General features: G+C 63.1%; 18 protein-coding genes. 2 read left to right on the forward strand and 16 right to left on the reverse strand.

Annotated elements, in window-relative coordinates; translation table 11 throughout:
• Positions 1-168 precede the first annotated feature (168 nt).
• From B9A97_RS13305 to B9A97_RS13315, 3 genes are all read right to left on the reverse strand, one after another.
• A complete protein-coding gene (locus tag B9A97_RS13305; protein WP_084365833.1) occupies positions 169-1,872 on the reverse strand; it encodes an O-linked N-acetylglucosamine transferase, SPINDLY family protein in 1,704 nt (567 codons plus the stop codon).
• Between the two features lie 184 nt (positions 1,873-2,056).
• Positions 2,057-2,881, reverse strand: a complete 825-nt coding sequence (locus B9A97_RS13310) for an amino acid ABC transporter permease (protein ID WP_084365834.1) — start codon at positions 2,879-2,881, stop codon at positions 2,057-2,059.
• A 28-nt stretch (positions 2,882-2,909) separates the two neighbouring features.
• On the reverse strand, positions 2,910-3,707 hold the full coding sequence (locus B9A97_RS13315; RefSeq protein ID WP_084365951.1) for a basic amino acid ABC transporter substrate-binding protein: 798 nt from the start codon (positions 3,705-3,707) through the stop codon (positions 2,910-2,912).
• Positions 3,708-3,834: 127 nt separating this feature from the next.
• Here B9A97_RS13315 and B9A97_RS13320 point away from each other — a divergent pair, with 127 nt between their 5' ends.
• Positions 3,835-4,794 (forward strand): YihY/virulence factor BrkB family protein, encoded by a 960-nt coding sequence (locus B9A97_RS13320; RefSeq protein WP_084365952.1) that lies wholly within the window; start codon positions 3,835-3,837, stop codon positions 4,792-4,794.
• A gap of 59 nt (positions 4,795-4,853) precedes the next feature.
• Here B9A97_RS13320 and B9A97_RS13325 read toward each other — a convergent pair whose 3' ends face one another.
• The 9 genes from B9A97_RS13325 to tesB all read right to left on the reverse strand — a co-directional run bounded on the left by B9A97_RS13325 (position 4,854) and on the right by tesB (position 14,804).
• A complete protein-coding gene (locus B9A97_RS13325; protein ID WP_084365835.1) occupies positions 4,854-5,378 on the reverse strand; it encodes a copper uptake system-associated protein in 525 nt (174 codons plus the stop codon).
• 54 nt (positions 5,379-5,432) lie between these two features.
• Positions 5,433-6,848, reverse strand: coding sequence for a PepSY-associated TM helix domain-containing protein (locus tag B9A97_RS13330; RefSeq protein ID WP_084365836.1), 1,416 nt, complete (start codon positions 6,846-6,848; stop codon positions 5,433-5,435).
• A 28-nt stretch (positions 6,849-6,876) separates the two neighbouring features.
• On the reverse strand, positions 6,877-7,557 hold the full coding sequence (locus B9A97_RS13335; protein WP_084365837.1) for a helix-turn-helix domain-containing protein: 681 nt from the start codon (positions 7,555-7,557) through the stop codon (positions 6,877-6,879).
• Positions 7,558-7,654: 97 nt separating this feature from the next.
• Positions 7,655-8,047, reverse strand: a complete 393-nt coding sequence (locus tag B9A97_RS13340; RefSeq protein WP_084365838.1) for a hypothetical protein — start codon at positions 8,045-8,047, stop codon at positions 7,655-7,657.
• A 166-nt stretch (positions 8,048-8,213) separates the two neighbouring features.
• Entirely contained in the window at positions 8,214-8,903 is a 690-nt protein-coding gene (locus tag B9A97_RS13345) for an outer membrane lipoprotein carrier protein LolA (RefSeq protein WP_084365839.1), read from the reverse strand.
• Between the two features lie 86 nt (positions 8,904-8,989).
• On the reverse strand, positions 8,990-11,641 hold the full coding sequence (locus tag B9A97_RS13350) for an FtsK/SpoIIIE family DNA translocase (RefSeq protein WP_084365840.1): 2,652 nt from the start codon (positions 11,639-11,641) through the stop codon (positions 8,990-8,992).
• Between the two features lie 270 nt (positions 11,642-11,911).
• A complete protein-coding gene (locus tag B9A97_RS13355; RefSeq protein ID WP_084365841.1) occupies positions 11,912-13,336 on the reverse strand; it encodes an ammonium transporter in 1,425 nt (474 codons plus the stop codon).
• Between the two features lie 27 nt (positions 13,337-13,363).
• Positions 13,364-13,702 (reverse strand): P-II family nitrogen regulator, encoded by a 339-nt coding sequence (locus B9A97_RS13360; RefSeq protein WP_143530447.1) that lies wholly within the window; start codon positions 13,700-13,702, stop codon positions 13,364-13,366.
• 220 nt (positions 13,703-13,922) lie between these two features.
• A complete protein-coding gene (gene tesB, locus B9A97_RS13365) occupies positions 13,923-14,804 on the reverse strand; it encodes an acyl-CoA thioesterase II (protein WP_084365843.1) in 882 nt (293 codons plus the stop codon).
• Between the two features lie 103 nt (positions 14,805-14,907).
• Between tesB and B9A97_RS13370 the strand changes: the two genes are divergently transcribed.
• On the forward strand, positions 14,908-16,122 hold the full coding sequence (locus B9A97_RS13370) for a ubiquinone biosynthesis hydroxylase (protein WP_084365844.1): 1,215 nt from the start codon (positions 14,908-14,910) through the stop codon (positions 16,120-16,122).
• 20 nt (positions 16,123-16,142) lie between these two features.
• Here B9A97_RS13370 and B9A97_RS13375 read toward each other — a convergent pair whose 3' ends face one another.
• The 4 genes from B9A97_RS13375 to trxA all read right to left on the reverse strand — a co-directional run bounded on the left by B9A97_RS13375 (position 16,143) and on the right by trxA (position 18,651).
• A complete protein-coding gene (locus B9A97_RS13375) occupies positions 16,143-16,643 on the reverse strand; it encodes a GNAT family N-acetyltransferase (RefSeq protein ID WP_348532395.1) in 501 nt (166 codons plus the stop codon).
• Between the two features lie 37 nt (positions 16,644-16,680).
• The gene (locus B9A97_RS13380; RefSeq protein ID WP_084365845.1) at positions 16,681-16,869 is read right to left on the reverse strand and encodes a Trm112 family protein; all 189 of its coding nucleotides are present in this window, start codon (positions 16,867-16,869) and stop codon (positions 16,681-16,683) included.
• A 2-nt stretch (positions 16,870-16,871) separates the two neighbouring features.
• A complete protein-coding gene (locus B9A97_RS13385; RefSeq protein ID WP_084365846.1) occupies positions 16,872-17,555 on the reverse strand; it encodes an LON peptidase substrate-binding domain-containing protein in 684 nt (227 codons plus the stop codon).
• Between the two features lie 115 nt (positions 17,556-17,670).
• Complete coding sequence (trxA, locus tag B9A97_RS13390) at positions 17,671-18,651, reverse strand: thioredoxin (protein ID WP_084365847.1); 981 nt, start codon at positions 18,649-18,651, stop codon at positions 17,671-17,673.
• Positions 18,652-18,653: the final 2 nt, after the last annotated feature.

The following is an 18,653-nucleotide window of genomic DNA, read 5'->3' on the forward strand; positions in this document are numbered from 1 at the left end:
AGGCGGCTCGTCAGTGCGCCATGCACACGCGCAAAAAATCGTGCCGGCAGGCGCTTATGATCCTGCAGGACAAAAATGCACGGAGCGAGACATCTGAATTTCGATCCCATGGCACATGCTATTAGCAGTTTTGCCTGAGCTCTTCAATTTGATTCCGTGACGGCTGCGTCACCGCGGCAGGGCGGGCACGCTGATGTGATCCGGCTCAAGGCCCGCCTTGGCGCGCGCCACCATCATTTCGTAGGCCGTCTCCAGATGCCGTGTGAACCTGACCGTGTCGAACAGAGGCGCCTGCCGACGATTGTCAGCGGTTCGCCGGCGGATATCCGCGCGCCAGGCATGATCGTTTGCCAGGCGCACGGTCAGGTCGACATAGCCCTGCTGGTCCCGCGCCACCAGCTCTGGCAGGTCGAGCGCGGTCAGCAGGCTGGCGCTCACCCGCGAGGCAAAATGGCTGCCCACATAGGTCGGCACCGGCAGTCCGGCCCAGAGCTGGTCTGACGTGGTGGTGTGGCCGTTATAGGGAAAGCTATCCAGCCCGATATCGGCAACCGGCAGCCGTGCAAGATGATCGGGATAACGGGCTGGCCCGGTGAAGACGATCCGCTCCCGCGTCACGCCTTCACGCTCCATCCACCGCACCAAATTCTCCCGCGCAAAATCTCCCTGGCACATCATCCATAGCACGCTATTATCGACGCGCCGCAGCACCTCGGCCCAGAGCTCCGCCGTCAAGGGCGTGATCTTGCGCAACCCGTTGAAGGCGCCGAACACAAGGCGGTCCTCGGGCAGCCCCTGCGCCTTGCGCGTCGATGGCGGCGGCAGCGGCCGGAACTTGTCGTCATTGGCCTGATAACTCTCCGGCATCAGGCAGAATTTCTCGTGATAATGCGGTTTGCTGCTGTCCGGCAGAACGATCTGGTCACCGATCACATAGTCGCAGTCGATGCCATTGGCGGAGCCGGGATAGCCAAGATAGGCCACCTGGATCGGCGCCAGGCCGCGATTGATGAGACTGATCCGGACACCCTTGGTATGGCCCTTCAGGTCAACGAGGACATCGATCCCCTCTGCGCGGATAAGGTCGGCGGCAGCCTCGTCGTCGAGATGCCCGATCCGCACGATCCGGGGATAGCTGGCCCGGATACCGCTATCCCCCTTGATCATGGCGTCATCGGTGTAACAGAACAGCGTGACCTCGACCCTCTCGGGGTCATGCGCCATCAGCACCCCCTGAAACAGGAGCATGGTGGGATGCTGGTCGCTGAAATCGTTAGAGAGATAGCCGACACGGATTTTGTCGGCAAACTGATGCGGCCGCGAGCGCCGTTCCTCGCGGGATGCCTGCGTGAAGAACAGCCCTTTGTCGGCGCCGAAGCGCATCTTCGCGTTGATGCTCTCGTCCGCGCACCAGGCGAGGTTTTCCAGATACTGTTCGGCCGCGAGATAGCGCGGGTCGCCGCGCCGAAGCCGATCCAGAAAGGCCTGGTCCTCCATCAACCGCTCGTCGAGGCAGAGCGCGTGATTGAGGAAATTGCGGAAGGTGGCAAGAGAGTTGCGGTCGAAGTCCAGGGTCTTCACCGCCTTGCGCGCCTCCGACAGTGCCGGCAATATCTCGTCGGCCTGGGCCAGCATTTCCGCCTGCAGGGCCCGCAGCATCGCCTTCTTGTCACCGCCCACTTCCGCCGCGCGACCGTAATACGACGCGGCCGCGGCATGGCGCGACGTCTTCGCGCAGCATTGGGCCGCAATCAGCAGCAGTTGCAGCACCGGTTTCGCCTGGGGTGTGACAAGGGGCCCGATCGCCGAGAGCGCTTCGTCAAAGGCTCCAGCCTGGTAATGCCTGAGAGCAATCTGGAGCGTATCTGACACGAATCACCTTTTCATCCGGCGCGCCTATGGTGTCCTTTGGTTACGTTGCACGGCTGGCGCAAGGCTGGAATGATCGGCGGGGAGAAAGACAGAATTCACTGGACTTGGCCCTTTCACGGGCCTGGCATAGGCCGCGTCCAAGATCCGCAGATGTTTGCCAGGGTTCACGGAGGCCGGAGGTTTTTCAGCCTGCTTTACCGTGCTGGCGCATGCGCTTTTCCAGTGCCCGCAGCATGAGCGAAAGCCCGATCGTCAGGATCAGGTAGACATAGGCCACGATCGAATAGGTCTCGAAGAAACGGAATGAGCCCGAGGCATAGACTTTGCCCATCTGCGTGATATCAGCCACGCCCAGCACCGAGACCAGCGAGCTGTCCTTGACCATGGCGACGAAGTCGTTCGACAGCGGCGGGAAGATCACCCTGACAGCCTGGGGCAGCACGACCAGTCGGAACCGCTGATACCGGTTGAGGCCGAGCGATTTTGCCGCCTCGATCTGTCCCTTGTCCACCGATTGGATGCCGGCCCGGAAAATCTCGGCGATGAAGGCGGAATAGCCGATCATCAGGGCAATGATCGCCCGCCACATCAGCGAAAAGTCACGCACCAGCATCGGCTCGGCAAGTCCCGCCGCCGTCAGCGGCGAGATCACGAGGTTATAGAGCCCGACGATCGCCGGCGCACCGACAAACGCGATGTAGAACAGAAGCACCAGGATCGGCACGCCCCTGATGACCTCGATATAGAACCGCGCCGTCTGGCGCAGGGCCACATGGTCGGACATGCCCAGAAGCGCAATGCCAAGCCCCAGCGCCGTGGCCAGCACGAAGCCGACAAGCGTGACGAAAATCGTCGTGAACAGCCCTTGGGCGACGATCGTGAAAACCTGGGAATAGAGATCGTTGACCGCGATGACGATCGCGATGCCCAATCCGATCACCACGAGCGCGACCAGCCACCAGGGCCGGTCGCCGCCCTCGCCGCCCTTTGGGAGCGTCTGGAACGCCATCAGCCCGCGCGCCCGGAACTGAAGCCGGTCACTCGCCCATCTTGTAGTCGAGGAACCACTTCTTGTTCAGCGCATCCAGCGTGCCGTCAGCCTTCAGCGCGGCAATCGCAGCATTCACAGGTCCCACGAGATCCGAGCCCTTCTTGAAGATGAAGCCGAAATCCTCGGTGCCGAGCGGCTCGCCGACAATCTTGAGCGTGCCGTTCGAGGCCGCCACATAGCCATTGCCCGCCGTGCTGTCGGTCAGCACCAAATCGACATCGCCGGCCTTCAGTGCCTGAACGGTCGCGCCGAAGGTCTCGAACAGCTTGATGCGCGGATTGGCCTCGTTGCCGTCGAGAATCTCATAGACCGCGGTGTAGAACGGGCTCGTTCCCGGCTGGGCGGCGATCAGGCCGCTTTCCAGTGCTGCAAAGCTCTTGGCGTCGGTAAAGCGGCTCTCGTCGCCGCGCACCAGCATTAGCTGCTGCGAACGCATATAGGGATCGGAGAAATCCACCTTTTCCTTGCGGTCGTCCTTGATGGTGATGCCGGTCATGCCGAGATCATATTGGCCGTCCGATACCGCCTGGATCATCGCGTCCCAGGAGGTGTTCTGGTACTCGACCTTGAAATTCAGCCGCTTCGCGATCTCGTTCATCGCATCATATTCCCATCCGACGGCCTGGCCGGTCTTGGGATCGACGAATTGCAGCGGCGGATAGGCGTTTTCCGTGACGACGACAACGGTCTTGCCGCCGAGGTCCGGCAGGCTGGCGGCGCTGGCCAGGACGGGAGAAAGGCTAAGGGCGGCTAGCCCGGCGAGGATCGTGCGGCGATGGATCATGGTCAGGAACTCCAGGTAAGACTTGGGATTGAGCACGCAATCGGCCTACGTTTCAAGAGGGAAGTGGAACAAGCGGCGCAGGTCCTCGTTAGCGGCGAGGGAGGGCCACGATTTGACCAACACCGGCATGATCAGCGACAGCGACGCGCGCGGCAGAAATGCCGATACGCCCGGCGACATCCCGGCCTTGGGCCTCAAGGATGTCTTCTGGCGCGTCATCGCCGCCACCAGCCGCGACCGGGTATCGCTGATCGCCGCGGGCGTCAGCTTCTACATGCTGCTCGCCCTGTTTCCGATCCTCGGAGCACTGGTCTCGCTCTATGGCTTCTTTGCCGATCCGCTTGTCATCGGCACCCATTTGCGTGCCATCGGCGGCCTGCTTCCGCCCGGCGCCTTTGAACTCATCTATACCCAGTTGGAGGCCCTGACGAAGCAGAACACGTCGTCGCTCAGCATCGGTTTCGTCACCGGCCTCGGCATCGCGCTTTGGGGCTCCCATAACGGCGTCATGGCATTGTTCGATGCGATGAATGTCGCCTATAATGAACAGGAAAAACGCGGCCTGGTCATGCTGAACCTGTTGGCACTTGCCTTCACGCTCGGCATTCTCACCGTGCTGATCGTCACCCTCACAGCCATGACCCTTGTGCCAGTCGTCATGTCCTTCTTCTGGCTGGACACCTGGACGGAAAGCCTTGTGCTCGTCCTGCGTTGGCCCTTGGTGCTGCTGCTTGTCGGCATGGCGGCCAGCTGTCTGTATCGATTCGGCCCCAGCCGCGAGCCGGCCAAGCTGCGCTGGCTCACCTGGGGCGCTATGCTCAGCACCGGCGCCTGGTTCCTCGCATCGCTCGGCTTTTCCTTCTACCTTCAGCATTTCGGCAATTACAGCGCCACCTATGGCGCCTTGGGGGCCCTCGCGGGCTTCATGGTCTGGCTCTGGATCTCCGCCATCATCTTCATCGTCGGCGCCGAATTGAACGCCGAGCTTGAGCACCAAACGGAACTCGATACCACCACGGGCACGCCGCGGCCCATGGGCTCCCGCGGCGCCTATATGGCCGATACTGTGGGGGAGGCAGTGGAGTAAGCCGCCCATAAAAGGCAAATGCGGGCGGCAAGGTCCGTCTCCCGCGCCGCCCTGGTCATTCAGGGTTTGTGTTGATGCTGGTGCCCGGCGGCATGCCCGTCATCGCCCGCTTCCACCATCACGGTACCCTCAAAGCTGGCAAACAGGGCCAGCAGGCTCGGATCGAGCGGCTTTTCCGCCTCGGCCAGCTTTGCCGCAAGCCCTTCGGCATCGGCAGCAGGCAAGCCGATCTGCTTCAAGGCCGAGGCCTCCTTAAGACTGTCGCCGCTGCAGAGGTGAATGCTCCAGCCCTCGCCCTTTTTCTTCAGCAGGGCGCGGCCGCCTTTGCCGTCCTGCGCCCAGCCGGCAATCGCCCAATCGCCTGATACCACGACGGGATTGACGGCAAGCGGATGCCCCTCGGTCTCGAACATCGCCTTGAGCTTGGCGGATATGTCGGTCACGGCGTCACCGGTGGGCGCCGGCGCGGCATGACCAGCTGCGGCGCCATGGGCGGCATGGGCGTTGTGGTTGGAATGGTCGGTGGCATAGGCGGGCGCTGTCAGGATCAGCAGGGCCATACCGGCCTTTATCATGGTCTTCATCGGGATATCCTCTCGTGGAATGGCAGCGCCCACACAGGCGCCGCCTTTGAAATCTCAACCCAACGCCCGCCGAAGCGGCGTCACATGGCGAATGACCAGGAGGTCAAGCAGCAGCACCGCAATCAGCGCGGCCCCGCTCAACGGAAACAGCAGCGAAACCGCCAGCATCACGATCGCGCCGGTCTTCCACAGCGGGCCTGGCTCGCTGATGACAGGCGCAAACAGCCGGGCTGCCCCAGCCTTCGGCCGACGTTTCCACCACATCACGATGCCGCTGACCGAGAGAAAGATGATCGACAGACAGAAGACCGTGAGCAAGGCCACATTCCAGGCGCCCATGTCTCCCTCGTGGAAGGCGATCCCGACCGCCATGGCCTTGCCGGCCGCGCCATAGTCGCCGAAGCCGACATCGGCGAGTATCCTGCCGGTATAGCGATCGATATGCACGGTGCGGTCCGACATCGGATTGCCGCTGTCATTGCTCATCGTATCGCGCGATATGGTCCAGACCCCGCTGTCGCCGCTCGGAAATGCAAGCTGGAACCGGTTTTCGAAGCCGATCGACCGGGCAAAGGCCACCACGCTGTCGGCATCCACGGCTTGCCCCTCACCGATGCCGCCATGGCCGGCATGGGAGCCGGAGGCTGGCATTGGCGTCTGTTCCAGAGCCCAGGGCACATCCTTGATGCCGCCATGGTTCATGCTTGCATGGGTCGCGTCCGACAACGGCACATTGTCCCATTTGGCGGCGGGAAAAGTGCTCCAGGCCTGGGTGAACTTGTCGCCCCAGATGCCCGCCCAGCTCAGGCCCGACAGCAGGAACACGAGAAGGATCGCCGAGGCATAGAAACCGATGGTCATGTGCAGCGATTTCCACAGCTGCCGTCCGCGCGCGGCCATCTGCGGCACCAGAACAGCGGAAAAACCGCCGCCATCCCGCGGCCACCAGAGATAGAGGCCTGTGACGATCAGCACCACGCCGAAACCGGCAGCCACTTCGATCAGGCGATCGCCCAGATCGCCGATCAGCAGCGTGCCGTGGATATTGCTGGCGAGATCGTAGAGCGCGTCGCGCCTATCCCACTGGCCGAGCACCGCGCCCGAATACGGATCCACCGCCACCATGGTGGAGGCATCGCCTGCATTGACCCGGAACAGCGCCGAGCCGTCGGCTGTGCGCGGCGCGATATATTGCACCACCTCGCCGCCGGGGACCGCAGCCCCCGCGGCCGCCACCTGATCGGCCATGCTGACCGTCTGCGTTGCGGGCGTCACCGAATAAATCTTCTCGCCGTCGCGGCCGACCAGCACCGAAGACCACAGCATCAGCAAGCCGGTGACCGCCAGCATGATCAGGAACGGCGCCACATAGAGACCGGCATAGAAGTGCCAGCGCCATGCGGTGGTGTAGAAGCGCCGCGACAGGGCGGCGGATGGTCGGGTCGGCGGGCTTTCGGCCAGGACGGACATCGGTCTCTCCTCAAGGTTCAACGGGTTTTTAAAGGGTGTCCGTCACGGTGCCGCCGGCGGCGATATGGGCTATCGCGTCGGGCTTCAGCAGCGTGACGATTTCGGGTTGCTGGAAGTCGATCAATCCCGCCCGCTTCATCCGGGTGAAGCACCGGCTCACCGTCTCGACGGTCAGCCCAAGCCAGTCGGCGAGATCGCCGCGCGTGGGGTGCAGGTGGAAGCAGACAGTGCCGCGCCGGCGGTTCCGGGTCGGTCGCACGAACTGGGCTGCGAGATCGAGGATGGCCGTGGCGACGCGCTCCATGGCCGTCTTGCGGCCAAGCAGCATCGCGAGCGCCTGCGCGCGGGCCACCATGTCCCGTAGCGCCGCCTCGTTTTCCCCGGCGGATAGCCCGTCCACCGGCTCGATCAAGGCATAGGCGAGCGTCTCTGCGGTGCAGCGGCTGGTATCGCTCGTCCATACCCCGATCATGCGGCCGGGGCCGAGAATATCCATGACCTGACGGCGCCCGTCCGGAAGCAGCTGGGAGAGCGCGACGCATCCCTCGACCAGCCGATATTGCCGGTCACGGGCATAGCCCTGGAGGAACAGGGTGGAGCGTGGCGGATGAAATTCCTGCGGGCCGCTGCGATGGCGCGGCACCACCGGCACCGACGGGGCAGGAAAGGCAGCCAACGGCAAGGCCGTGGCGGAAACCGATTGTAGCATGACGAAATCCGGCTATTCGGCCGGTTTCGCGCAGTTGCGCCTCCGCCGGCCTGTCTACATCAATCCGGACGCGAGAAACGATCTCGCGGAGCCGGGCTCAGACATAGGCAGGGGCAGGTGGCGCGCGGGGCGCCGCATTGGGTGGGAAAAGCTGGCGCTGGAAGGCCTCGAAGGACCGCGGCAGAGCGACAGCAGCCGAGGCTCTGATCACGATGCCCGCGACGTCCGCGGGCTGCGGCAGAAGCGCGACAGAGGTAATCCGGCAGGCTTCGCAGTCCTTGACGACGGTATGACCCTTGTCGTCGTGGTCGGCGTCGGGCAGGCAGAGTTCGGGCAGAGTGCCGTCCGGCAGGGTGAGCTCCGCGATTTCCGCCGGAGACAGCACGGATGCGGCTGTGGGAACACGATGGGCAAAGCCAACGGCGAACAGTGCGATCACGCAAAGCGTACGCACCAAGACACCCCATGTCTTGATCTTGCCGTCAGGCATCGTGAATCCCCATTCACGACAAGGAGTAGCAGCGGCTTGGCGACCGCACAAGAGATGCGCGCAAACGCCGCAGGCCCGTCACACCGATCGCTATCCTGTGGTGAGAAACACAAAAGGCGGCCCTTTTGGACCGCCTTCTCGTCGATATCACAAAAGCAAAAATCGCTTATCGATTGGTGCCGGTGCTGTGCACGTCGGAATAGGGGATCTCGAACACCTTGTCGTCGAGATTGACGCCGGTCTGAACGTTGAAGATCATGACCGTCGTATCCTTGGCCTGGGGATCGGTGATGGTCCATTGCCGCAGCTCGAAATTCTTCGGATCGAACATCAACGTGATGGTCGATTCGCCGAAGATGGTCTTGTCGCCCAGGATGATGGTGGTGAGGTCCTGCTCCTCCTGCACACCGCGCACCATTTCCCGGCCAAGATCGATCTTGTCGGAGAGCAACAGGCTGAGCGGCGTCTTCGACAGCGGATAGAGATCCCAGGTCTTCAGCTTGTAATTGCCGATGACCAGGTTGCGGCCATCCGAGATGACACGCAACGGAGACGGGGCCTCGTAGTTGAAGCGCAGTCGGCCGGGTCGCGAGATGAAGAACTTACCGCCGGTCTGCTCACCGCGCGGGCCGAACTGGACGAATTCGCCCATCATCGTCTTCACCGAAGAGAAGTGATCGGCAATCTTCTGCGCCGATTCCGAAGGTGCAGCCGCCCAGAGGTCGCCGCCCGGCACCATCGCGGCCAGAGCCGCCGCCCCCGCACCGAGGACGAAGCTGCGGCGCGAAACAAGTCCGGTTTCGATCTGGCCGGGCAGGCCCCCGGTTCTCTTCTCACTCATGCGATTCTCCTTCATTCCTGCATTCACTGCCGTTAAAACACGGCACCATCATGACAGCGCCGGTTCACGCGTTCGGCAGCCACTTGGCTGATGTCTTTTGCTCATCGCTCGATGATATCGGCCTCCGTCGGCACCAGGATCTCCCGCTTTCCGGCGTGGTTGGCGGGGCCGATCAGGCCTTCCTTCTCCATCCGCTCGATCAGCGAGGCCGCGCGGTTATAGCCGATGCCGAGGCGGCGCTGGATATAGGAGGTCGAGGCCTTGCCGTCCTTCAGCACCACGGCGACAGCCTGGTCATAGGGGTCGTCGGATTCCGCCAGGTTGAGCGTTCCAGGGGAGCCGCCCTCGTCCTCGTCGTCATCGGCAGTGATCGCATCGAGATATTGCGGCGATCCTTGCGTCTTTAGGTAAGCGACGATCTCCTCGACTTCGATATCGGAAACGAATGGCCCGTGGACGCGCTGGATGCGGCCGCCGCCGGCCATGTACAGCATGTCGCCCTGGCCCAGCAGCTGCTCGGCGCCCTGCTCGCCCAGGATCGTTCGGCTGTCGATCTTCGACGTCACCTGGAAGGAAATGCGCGTCGGGAAGTTCGCCTTGATCGTGCCGGTGATGACATCAACGGAGGGACGCTGCGTCGCCATGATCACGTGAATGCCCGCCGCACGCGCCATCTGCGCCAGGCGCTGCACGGCGCCTTCGATATCCTTGCCGGCCACCATCATCAGGTCGGCCATCTCGTCGATGATCACAACGATATAGGGCATGGGCTGCAGGTCGAATTCTTCCGTCTCGTAGATTGCCTCGCCGGTCTGGCGGTCGAAGCCGGTCTGCACGGTGCGCGTCAGCACCTCGCCCTTTTCGAGCGCCTGCTCCACGCGGCTGTTGAAGCCATCGATGTTGCGCACGCCGATCTTCGACATCTTCTTGTAGCGTTCCTCCATTTCGCGCACGGTCCATTTCAGCGCCACCACGGCCTTCTTCGGATCGGTCACGACAGGTGACAGGAGATGGGGAATGCCGTCATAGACGGAAAGTTCCAGCATTTTCGGGTCGATCATGATCAGCCGGCATTTCTCCGGCGGCAGCCGGTAGAGCAGCGACAGGATCATGGTGTTGATGGCCACCGACTTGCCCGATCCGGTCGTACCGGCTACCAAGAGATGCGGCATCTTGGCGAGATCCGCGATCACAGGCTCGCCGCCGATGGTCTTGCCCAGCGCCATGGCGAGCTTGGCCTTGGAGCCGTCGAAGTCGCGGCTGGCGATCAGCTCGCGCAGATACACGGTTTCGCGAAGATGGTTGGGCAGTTCGATGCCGATCGCGTTGCGGCCCGGCACCACCGCCACACGGGCGGCAATCGCGCTCATCGAGCGGGCGATGTCGTCCGCCAAGCCGATCACGCGCGACGACTTGATGCCGGGCGCCGGCTCCAATTCATAGAGCGTGACCACGGGACCGGGCCGGACCTGGATGATCTCGCCCTTGACGCCGAAATCTTCCAGCACGCCTTCCAGCATGCGGGCATTCTGCTCCAGGGCGTCGGAGGAGAGCGTCGCATCGCGGGCAATGCTCTTCGGCTCGGCCAGGAGATGGACCGAGGGCAGCTGGAACCCATCGGGACGCATGAAGGAGGCCTGCCCGTCCCGCTCCAGCCGCGCGCCGGGTTTCGGGCGCGAAGGCGGCGCGGCCACGCGTCCCATGGCCGGCGCGGTCCGGGCCGGTGGCGCCACCTGCGCCCAGTCATCATCGTCATCCTCATCAACAAGGATATCGGCCGGCCGGCGCGGCATGTCGTCCATGTCAAAGGGTGGATCGTCGTCCAGCCCGCGCGCCATCGGCGGCGCCGACACCAGCGGACGGCCGCGCTCTGTGCCCGTCCGGGCAGACACCACAGGTTCCGTGTGAAGTCCTGCCTTCGGCCGCACCGGCTCGTTCAGGCTGCCGAACTCGTCATCGTTGAAATCATAGGGTTGCTCGAAGGCACGGGCGCGCTCCTGCGGCTTCACGCCCATGATGCGGCGCAGGCGCGCACGGATCGTGTACCAGTGGTGCGCAAGGGCACCGAGCCACAGCATGCTGGAGCCAGTCTCCTCCTCGTCGTCCTGGCGGACCTGGCGCACGGTCTTGGCCTTGGTCTTGGTCACCGGCGGCTCGACTTCGTCGGGATCGTAGTCGTCGTCAATGCCGACGATACCGGCGGCAAACAGCATCATCCACAGCGCCGGCAGGAAGAAGATCGCGCCGATCACGGTCGCGGCCGTACCGGTGGGATAGGCGCCGATGAAGAGCCCGGGAAAGCGCAGGATCATGTCGCCCAGCACGCCGCCAATGCCGTTGGGGATCGGCCAGGTGGCGGGCGGGGGAAAGCAGCCGACAACGGCGGCAGACAGCAGCGCGCCGACGATCCAGGTGCCGAGCCGCGCGGGAATGCGGTCGATCCGCCGACCGGTGATCAGCGCCATCGACCAGGCCAACACCGGCAGCAGCGCCACGACGCTTGCCAGGCCCAAGAACTGCATCATCAGGTCGGCGAAGATCGCCCCGCCCTGCCCCAGGATATTGGTCGGCTCATTGTTGTTGGCATAGGAAAAGCTGGGATCCGCCACGTTCCAGGTGGCCATCGCGGCGACGGCCAGAAGCAGGCAGAGGAACAGTCCGAATCCGCACAATGCCAGGATCTGGCGCATCACGAATGCCGAAATCGCCCGGTTGGTGGTCCCGCCCAGCGCCGCCGTTGTGCCCTTGCTCATGTCTGTGCCTGCTTCTCGCGAATGATTCGAAATCTGCCGGAGGCTCGCCGGGGACTGTTCATGCCCTGACGCCATCAGATGGACTTTAGCGGGCGGCGGTTAATGGTCCTTTAACCATCGACACCCCGCTGGTGGTGGAGAGCGCAATCCGTCTTGAAACTGAACAAAAAAAGCCCGGACACCAGGGTCCGGGCAAAAGCGGCTTCTTGTGAAAACCGCGACGGGATGTTCGGCCGCGCCGGGGTGGATCCGGCGCGGCGGCATTTCTTATTAGGAGTGGTAGGCGGCTTCGCCGTGGGAGGCGAGGTCGAGACCTTCGCGCTCGGCTTCGACAGGCACGCGCAGGCCGACGATCACGTCGGTGATCTTGAAGATGATCGCCGAACCGATACCCGACCACAGAACCGTGACGATGACGCCCTTCAGCTGTGCCCAGACCTGGGTTGCCGTACCGGCATAGCCGGCTGCGAAATCGGCGGTCGAGTAGTCGACGATGCCGGCACCGCCGAGAGCAGGGTTGACGAAGACGCCGGTCAGGATCGCGCCGACGATACCGCCGATGCAGTGTACGCCGAAGACGTCAGCCGTGTCGTCATAACCGAACTTGTTCTTGATCGTGGAGACGAAGAAGTAGCAGACCGGAGAGGCGATCAGGCCCATGACGATGGCGCCCATCGGGCCGGCAAAGCCGGCAGCCGGGGTGATCACGACGAGGCCGGCAACGGCGCCCGAAGCGGCACCCAGCATGGAAGCCTTGCCGCGGGCAAAGGTTTCCACGATCGCCCAGGAAACGATCGCGGCGGCGGTGGCAACGAAGGTGTTGATCATCGCGAGAGCGGCATAGGCGTTCGATTCCAGGTTGGAACCGGCGTTGAAGCCGAACCAGCCAACCCACAGCAGCGAGGCGCCGACCATGGTGAGCGTCATCGAATGCGGAGCCATCATGTCCTTGCCATAACCGACGCGCTTGCCAACCATGATGGCACCAACCAGACCGGCGATACCGGCATTGATATGGACGACGGTGCCGCCGGCGAAGTCGATCGCGCCGAAGGAGAAGATCAGGCCAGTCGGGCCGTCAAAGGCGCTCGGGCCGCCCCAGAACCAGACCATATGCGCCATCGGGAAGTAGATGAAGGTCAACCACAGGATTGTGAAGACGATCACGGCCGAGAACTTGATGCGCTCGGCAAAGGCACCGACGATCAGGCCGGGCGTGATGGCGGCGAAGGTCATCTGGAACACGACGAAGGCGAGTTCCGGAATGGCGACGCCCTTGGAGAAGCTTTCCGCCACGGTCGTCGTATCGACGCCGGCGAGGAACATCTTGGAGAATCCGCCGACGAAGCTGTTCAGCGCGCCGCCATCGGTGAAGGCCAGCGAATAGCCATAGGTGACCCAGACCAGCATGGCAACGGCAGCGACCATCATGACCTGCATGAGCACGGAGAGCATGTTCTTGGCGCGGACGAGACCGCCATAGAACAAGGCCAGGCCCGGAACCGTCATCAGCAGGACCAGCGCAGACGAGACCAGCATCCAAGTTGTGTCGCCCTTGTCGACGGTCATCGCCGGCGCAGCGGCGGCAGCCGCAGGGGCGGCGGCGTCCTGCGCAAAGGCGATCGCCGGGGCCAGCAGGGCGGCCGCAGCAGCACCCAAGCGCCCGAAGGAGGACGAGACTTTAGTAAATGACATCGTGAAAAACTCCCTTGTCAGCCGTTCTTACAGAGCTTCGGAATTGGTTTCGCCGGTACGGATGCGCACGGCCTGGTCGATCGCGTAGACGAAGATCTTGCCGTCGCCGATCTGGCCGGTCTTGGCGGCGGTCGCGATGGCCTCGACGGCCTTGTCGGCCAGTTCCGACGAGACGGCGATCTCGATCTTCAGTTTCGGCAGGAAGCTGACGGCATATTCGGTGCCGCGATAGATTTCGGTGTGTCCCTTCTGGCGCCCGTAGCCTTTTACCTCGGTCACCGTCAGGCCCTGAATGCCGACAGCGGTTAGGGCTTCGCGGACCTCATCGAGCTTGAACGGCTTGATAATGGCCATCACAATCTTCATCTGGTATCCCATCCTTTGTTTGTCCTCGGCACGGAGCCGACTCTCCTTGCCGCTGGATTGAACAGCGACTGGACATAGACATTCAAACGGTGTGCCAGATTCGAAGTGGCAAAATAAGTTATTGAAATCTAAAGGCTATATTGTATCGCGCCAATAAAGAGGCAATTGAACGGCGACTGTGCGGCTAAATAATGGGCAAATTTGGCCGTTTGAGCATTATTTAATCATTTGCCTTTTTCCGAATCAGACCTTCCTGGGCCACCGAGGCCACCAGGAGACCCGAACGGGTGTAAAGGCTGCCTCGCGTCATGCCTCGTGCACCCGAAGCGCTCGGGCTGTCCTGGGTATAGAGCAGCCATTCGTCCAGCTTGCACGGACGGTGGAACCACATGGCATGGTCGATGCTCGCGGCCTGGATGTCGGTGTCGAAAATCGACCGGCCATGGGCATAGAGCGAAGTATCGAGCAGCGTCATGTCGGAGAGATAGGCCAGCACCGCGGCCTGGAAATGCCGGTCGTCCGGAACGGCCCCCGTCGTTCTCACCCAGATATCGGCCTGCGGGTCGAGCTTTTCCTTGGAGACGTAATGCACCAGCGAAACGGGCCGGATCTCGATCGGCCGCTCGCTGCCCCAGTATTTGCGGATAGCCGCCGGCGCCGAGGCCAGGAAGGCTTCCTTGAATTCCTTCTCGCCGATCAGGCTTTCCGGGCCTTTGACATCGGGCATAGCGAGTTGGTGGTCATAGCCCGGTTCTTCCACCTGGAAGGAGGCGGACATCGAAAAGATCGGCCTGCCGTGCTGGATCGCCATCACGCGCCGCGTGGTGAAGCTCGCCCCATCGCGGATCCGTTCCACTTCGTAGAGGATCGGCACCTGTGGATCTCCGGGCCTCAGGAAATAGGCATGCAGCGAATGCACGAAGCGGTCAGATGGCACGCAGCGCTGCGCCGCCATCAGCGCCTGGGCGATCACCTGGCCGCCGAACACCCGCTGCCAGCCGACATCCGGGCTCATGCCGCGAAACAGGTTTTCCTCGATTTTCTCGAGATCCAGCGTGCGAATAAGCTGGTCCATGGCGGCGCTGTGGCTGGGCTGCGACATTAAGGATGCCCCCGGTTATAGGAAGTCGTGACCGCCTGATCTATATAGGACCCTGAAGCGACACAAGAGCCCGGAACGACACGCGGGCAGGGGAGTGCGAGCCATGTTAGATATGCTTGTGGTGGGTGGCGGATATGTCGGCCTTGCTGCAGCGCTTGCGGTCAAGCAGGCGGCGCCGCATCTCCAGGTGCAGGTCATCGAGGCCGCCCCCGAAGATGTTTGGCAGAAGGACCCGCGCGCCTCCGCCATCATCGCCGCAGCCATCAAGATGCTTGAGGTCTTCGGCGTCTGGGACGAAATCGCCCCGGAAGCCGAACCCATCACCCGCATGATCGTCACCGATTCCAAGGCCGGCGACCCGGTCCGGCCTGTTTTCCTGACCTTTGACGGCGCCGTCGAGGAAGGAAAGCCCTTTGCCCATATGGTGCCCAATGTCGCGATGGTGCGCGCGCTGCGCCGGGCGGCGGCAGAGGCCGGGATCACGATCCGCCACGGCGTGAGGGCCGTCGGCCTCAACAACGGGCCAGCTGCCGCGAGCCTGTCACTGTCGGATGGTTCCGTGCTAGAGGCGCGCTTGGTGGTTGCCTGCGATGGCGTGCGCTCCAAGCTGCGCGACATGGCCGGCATCAAGACGGTGACCTGGGATTACGGCCAGTCCGGCATCGTCACGACAGTGGAGCATGAGCGGCCCCATGGCGGCTGTGCGGAAGAGCATTTCCTGCCCGCCGGACCCTTTGCCATCCTGCCGCTCAAGGGCAATCGCTCCTCGCTGGTCTGGACCGAGCGCACCGCCGACGCAGAGCGGCTGGTGAAGTCTGATGATCTGGTCTTCGAAACGGAACTGGAGCGCCGCTTCGGCCATAAGCTCGGCACGCTAACCGCAACCGGCGACCGCCGCGCCTTCCCGCTCGGCCTCGCACTGGCGCGCGCCTTTGTCGCGCCGCGCCTGGCGCTGGCCGGCGATGCCGCCCATGGCATTCACCCGATATCGGGCCAGGGCCTCAATCTCGGCTTCAAGGATGTGGCGGCCCTCGCCGAAACCGTGGTCGAGGCGGACCGGCTCGGCCTCGATATCGGCGATCTCAATGTGCTGGACCGCTACCAGGTCTGGCGCCGTTTCGACACTTTCCGGATGGGCGTGACAACCGATGTGCTGAACCGGCTGTTTTCCAATGATATTGGCCCGTTGCGCATCGCCCGCGATTTCGGCCTTGGCGTGGTGGACAGAATTCCGCGGCTGAAATCCTATTTCATTGGAGAAGCCGCCGGCACCGCCGCCCGCCACAATCCGCGGCTACTGACCGGCCAGGCGATCTGAGGCCTAGCCGCTTTAGAATTTCAGGAAACATCGTATCGCTTGAGAATGCGATCGACGGGCGTGCCGTCGCGCAGCGGAACTGCGTGAAGCGTTCGATAGGCAACAAAACCCATCCGCGCGTAATAGGTGAGCCCGCTAGTATTGTCGGCGCGGATGGCGGCATTGATGCTGCTCAGGCCTGCTTGCCGGGCCCGTTCTGCCGTGACGGCGAAGAGCCGGCGACCCACTCCCGGGACATACGGCTCAAGACGGGTGAAAGTCGCGATATCGCCCCAGCCCACCGGCAGATCGGGATGGCGGCTCACCGCCTGAAAGCCGAGCACCGCGCCGCTCGCTCTTTCCACGGCCACATGGCTCAGCAAGACATCGTCGCCGGAGACAAACCAGAGGTCCATATCCGCCTCGCTCAACCGCGCCTCGATCGCGGTCATGCCGCCCCGGTCGATGATGTCGTTGAGGATGTGGCACATGGCGGGCAGGTCGGCGGCTGTGGCTGGGCGCACCAGGATCGTTTCATCCATCACTGCCCCACCTGTCATCGCCAAGCGAGCACCACGCTCAATCGACAATCTTGCGCCCTTCCGACACCAGCATGATCGGAATGCCGTCGCGGATGGGATAGGCCAGCTTGGCCTTGTCGGAGACGAGTTCGTTGAGCTCGCGGTCATAGACCAGGCGGCCCTTGGTCAGCGGGCAGACCAGAAGCTCGAGCAATTTGGGATCGACGCGGCTGATCTTGTCGTCCATGGCTATTGCAGCATGGTGTCCGCTTCGCCGAAATTGCGCGCAAGCACGATCTCGGTGATGGCGATCAGGGTTTCGGCCCGGGTCTTCAGATCAGGCGCTTCCAGCAGCGCCTGCTTTTCCGCAGGCCCGAACGGCGACATCATGGCCAGCGAATTCACCAGCGTCATGTTGCGCGCGCGCTCCACGCTATCCCAGTCCGCCTCCAGCTTGTTGGCCTCGAGATAGGCACGGAATGCCTGCAGCAGGCCATGCCGGTCGACCTGCTCTTCCTCCTCTTCGGCAGACAGGTCTGCAATGAAGGGCGCAATGCGGAAGGTGCGGAACGGCCGGCCATTGGCCGCGATTTCCTCCATCACGCGGAAGCGGCAGACGCCGCCGAGCGACAGGATATAGCGGCCGTCCCCGGTCTCGGTATAGGAGGTGATGCGACCGATGCAGCCCACCTGGCAGACCGGCACGTGGTCGCTGTGGAGCGCATTGTGATCCGTCTCTACCAGGGATGGCTGCACCATGCCGATCAGCCTGTTGCCCGCCAGCGCATGATCGATCATCGCCAGGTAGCGTGGCTCGAAGATGTTCAGCGGCAGCTGCCCGCCCGGCAGCAGCAGCGCTCCGCTGAGGGGAAAGAGGGGCAAGGTCACCGGGACATCGCCCGCCCGCAGATATCTGGCATTTCCGACGTGCATGTCCGCTCCTTCTGGAGGGTTTCGGCGAAAAATGTCGCCGGATACTAAATTGGTATCCCGGCGATAATTCTCAAGTCCCACCCGCGGCAACGGCAGGAATCGGAGACAGAATGCCTCAGGAAAACAGCAGCGACGAGAGCTTGCGTCGGGCCATTGATGTGGCCGGGTCCTTCGGTCCCCAGACCTCGAAGAACTGCAACAACTGGCGGCGCGCGCCGTCGTCATCGAAGGTCCGGTCGCGCTTCATGATCAGCAGCAGGTGTTCCGCCGCTTCCTCGCGCTTGCCCTCGACATTGCGGATCTTGGCGAGATTCATGCGCGCTTCGTGATCGTCGGGCTCAAGCGCCAGCCGGTGCTCCAGTGCCACGGGGTCGCCCAGTTTGCGAGCCTCCTCGATCTGCTCCAGCTTCTTCAGCACCGCCTGGATGCCGCCGTCCTTGGCCATCTCCTCGGGGATATCATTGAGCAGCTGCCGGGCGCGCTCGTGCTGGTTTGCCACGATCATGCATTCGGCAATGCCGGCAACAGCCTTGGCATTTTCAGGATCCGCCTGCATGACAGCAGCATAAAGCTGGCCCGCGCCGTCGATATCGCCGGCGGCGAGCAACTGCTCAGCCTCCGTCAGCACCGCGGCGATCTCGGTCGCCGGATCGCCGGCGGCCGGACCTGCGAGCTTCTCGATGAACTGGCGCACTTGGCTTTCCGGCAGCGCGCCCATGAAGCCATCGACCGGACGTCCGTCGACGAAGGCGACAATCGCCGGGATCGACTGAATACCGAGCTGGCCCGGAATGGCCGGATGGTCATCGATGTTGAGCTTGACCAGCTTCACCTGGCCGCCAGCCTGGTTGACGACTTTTTCCAGAACGGGGGTCAGCTGCTTGCACGGGCCGCACCAGGGCGCCCAGAAATCCACGAGAACCGGCTGGCGGCGGGATTCTTCCAGCACGTCCTTGGCAAAGCCTGCCGTCGTCGTGTCCTTCACATGATTGCCGCCTGGCGCCGCCGTGGCACCCGCCGCCGGCGCGCCGCCGAACTGGGCCTGACCCCGCATCTGGCCGCTGAAACCGCCATAGGGATTGCTGCTGTCGCTCATGT

The sequence above is a fragment of the Rhizobium sp. RU36D genome (assembly GCF_900176345.1).
GTDB lineage: Bacteria > Pseudomonadota > Alphaproteobacteria > Rhizobiales > Rhizobiaceae > Allorhizobium.

Excerpts from the sequence above, each read along its gene's own strand:
- B9A97_RS13380 (WP_084365845.1), bottom strand. The coding sequence starts at position 16,869 with ATGGACGACAAGATCAGCCGCGTCGATCCCAAATTGCTCGAGCTTCTG.
- B9A97_RS13335 (WP_084365837.1), bottom strand. The coding sequence starts at position 7,557 with ATGCTACAATCGGTTTCCGCCACGGCCTTGCCGTTGGCTGCCTTTCCT.
- B9A97_RS13315 (WP_084365951.1), bottom strand. The coding sequence starts at position 3,707 with ATGATCCATCGCCGCACGATCCTCGCCGGGCTAGCCGCCCTTAGCCTT.
- B9A97_RS13345 (WP_084365839.1), bottom strand. The coding sequence starts at position 8,903 with ATGAAGGAGAATCGCATGAGTGAGAAGAGAACCGGGGGCCTGCCCGGC.
- B9A97_RS13320 (WP_084365952.1), top strand. The coding sequence starts at position 3,835 with ATGATCAGCGACAGCGACGCGCGCGGCAGAAATGCCGATACGCCCGGC.
- B9A97_RS13355 (WP_084365841.1), bottom strand. The coding sequence starts at position 13,336 with ATGTCATTTACTAAAGTCTCGTCCTCCTTCGGGCGCTTGGGTGCTGCT.
- B9A97_RS13340 (WP_084365838.1), bottom strand. The coding sequence starts at position 8,047 with ATGCCTGACGGCAAGATCAAGACATGGGGTGTCTTGGTGCGTACGCTT.
- tesB (WP_084365843.1), bottom strand. The coding sequence starts at position 14,804 with ATGTCGCAGCCCAGCCACAGCGCCGCCATGGACCAGCTTATTCGCACG.
- B9A97_RS13310 (WP_084365834.1), bottom strand. The coding sequence starts at position 2,881 with ATGGCGTTCCAGACGCTCCCAAAGGGCGGCGAGGGCGGCGACCGGCCC.
- B9A97_RS13370 (WP_084365844.1), top strand. The coding sequence starts at position 14,908 with ATGTTAGATATGCTTGTGGTGGGTGGCGGATATGTCGGCCTTGCTGCA.
- B9A97_RS13330 (WP_084365836.1), bottom strand. The coding sequence starts at position 6,848 with ATGTCCGTCCTGGCCGAAAGCCCGCCGACCCGACCATCCGCCGCCCTG.
- B9A97_RS13360 (WP_143530447.1), bottom strand. The coding sequence starts at position 13,702 with ATGAAGATTGTGATGGCCATTATCAAGCCGTTCAAGCTCGATGAGGTC.
- B9A97_RS13385 (WP_084365846.1), bottom strand. The coding sequence starts at position 17,555 with ATGCACGTCGGAAATGCCAGATATCTGCGGGCGGGCGATGTCCCGGTG.
- B9A97_RS13375 (WP_348532395.1), bottom strand. The coding sequence starts at position 16,643 with ATGGATGAAACGATCCTGGTGCGCCCAGCCACAGCCGCCGACCTGCCC.
- B9A97_RS13325 (WP_084365835.1), bottom strand. The coding sequence starts at position 5,378 with ATGAAGACCATGATAAAGGCCGGTATGGCCCTGCTGATCCTGACAGCG.
- trxA (WP_084365847.1), bottom strand. The coding sequence starts at position 18,651 with ATGAGCGACAGCAGCAATCCCTATGGCGGTTTCAGCGGCCAGATGCGG.
- B9A97_RS13350 (WP_084365840.1), bottom strand. The coding sequence starts at position 11,641 with ATGAGCAAGGGCACAACGGCGGCGCTGGGCGGGACCACCAACCGGGCG.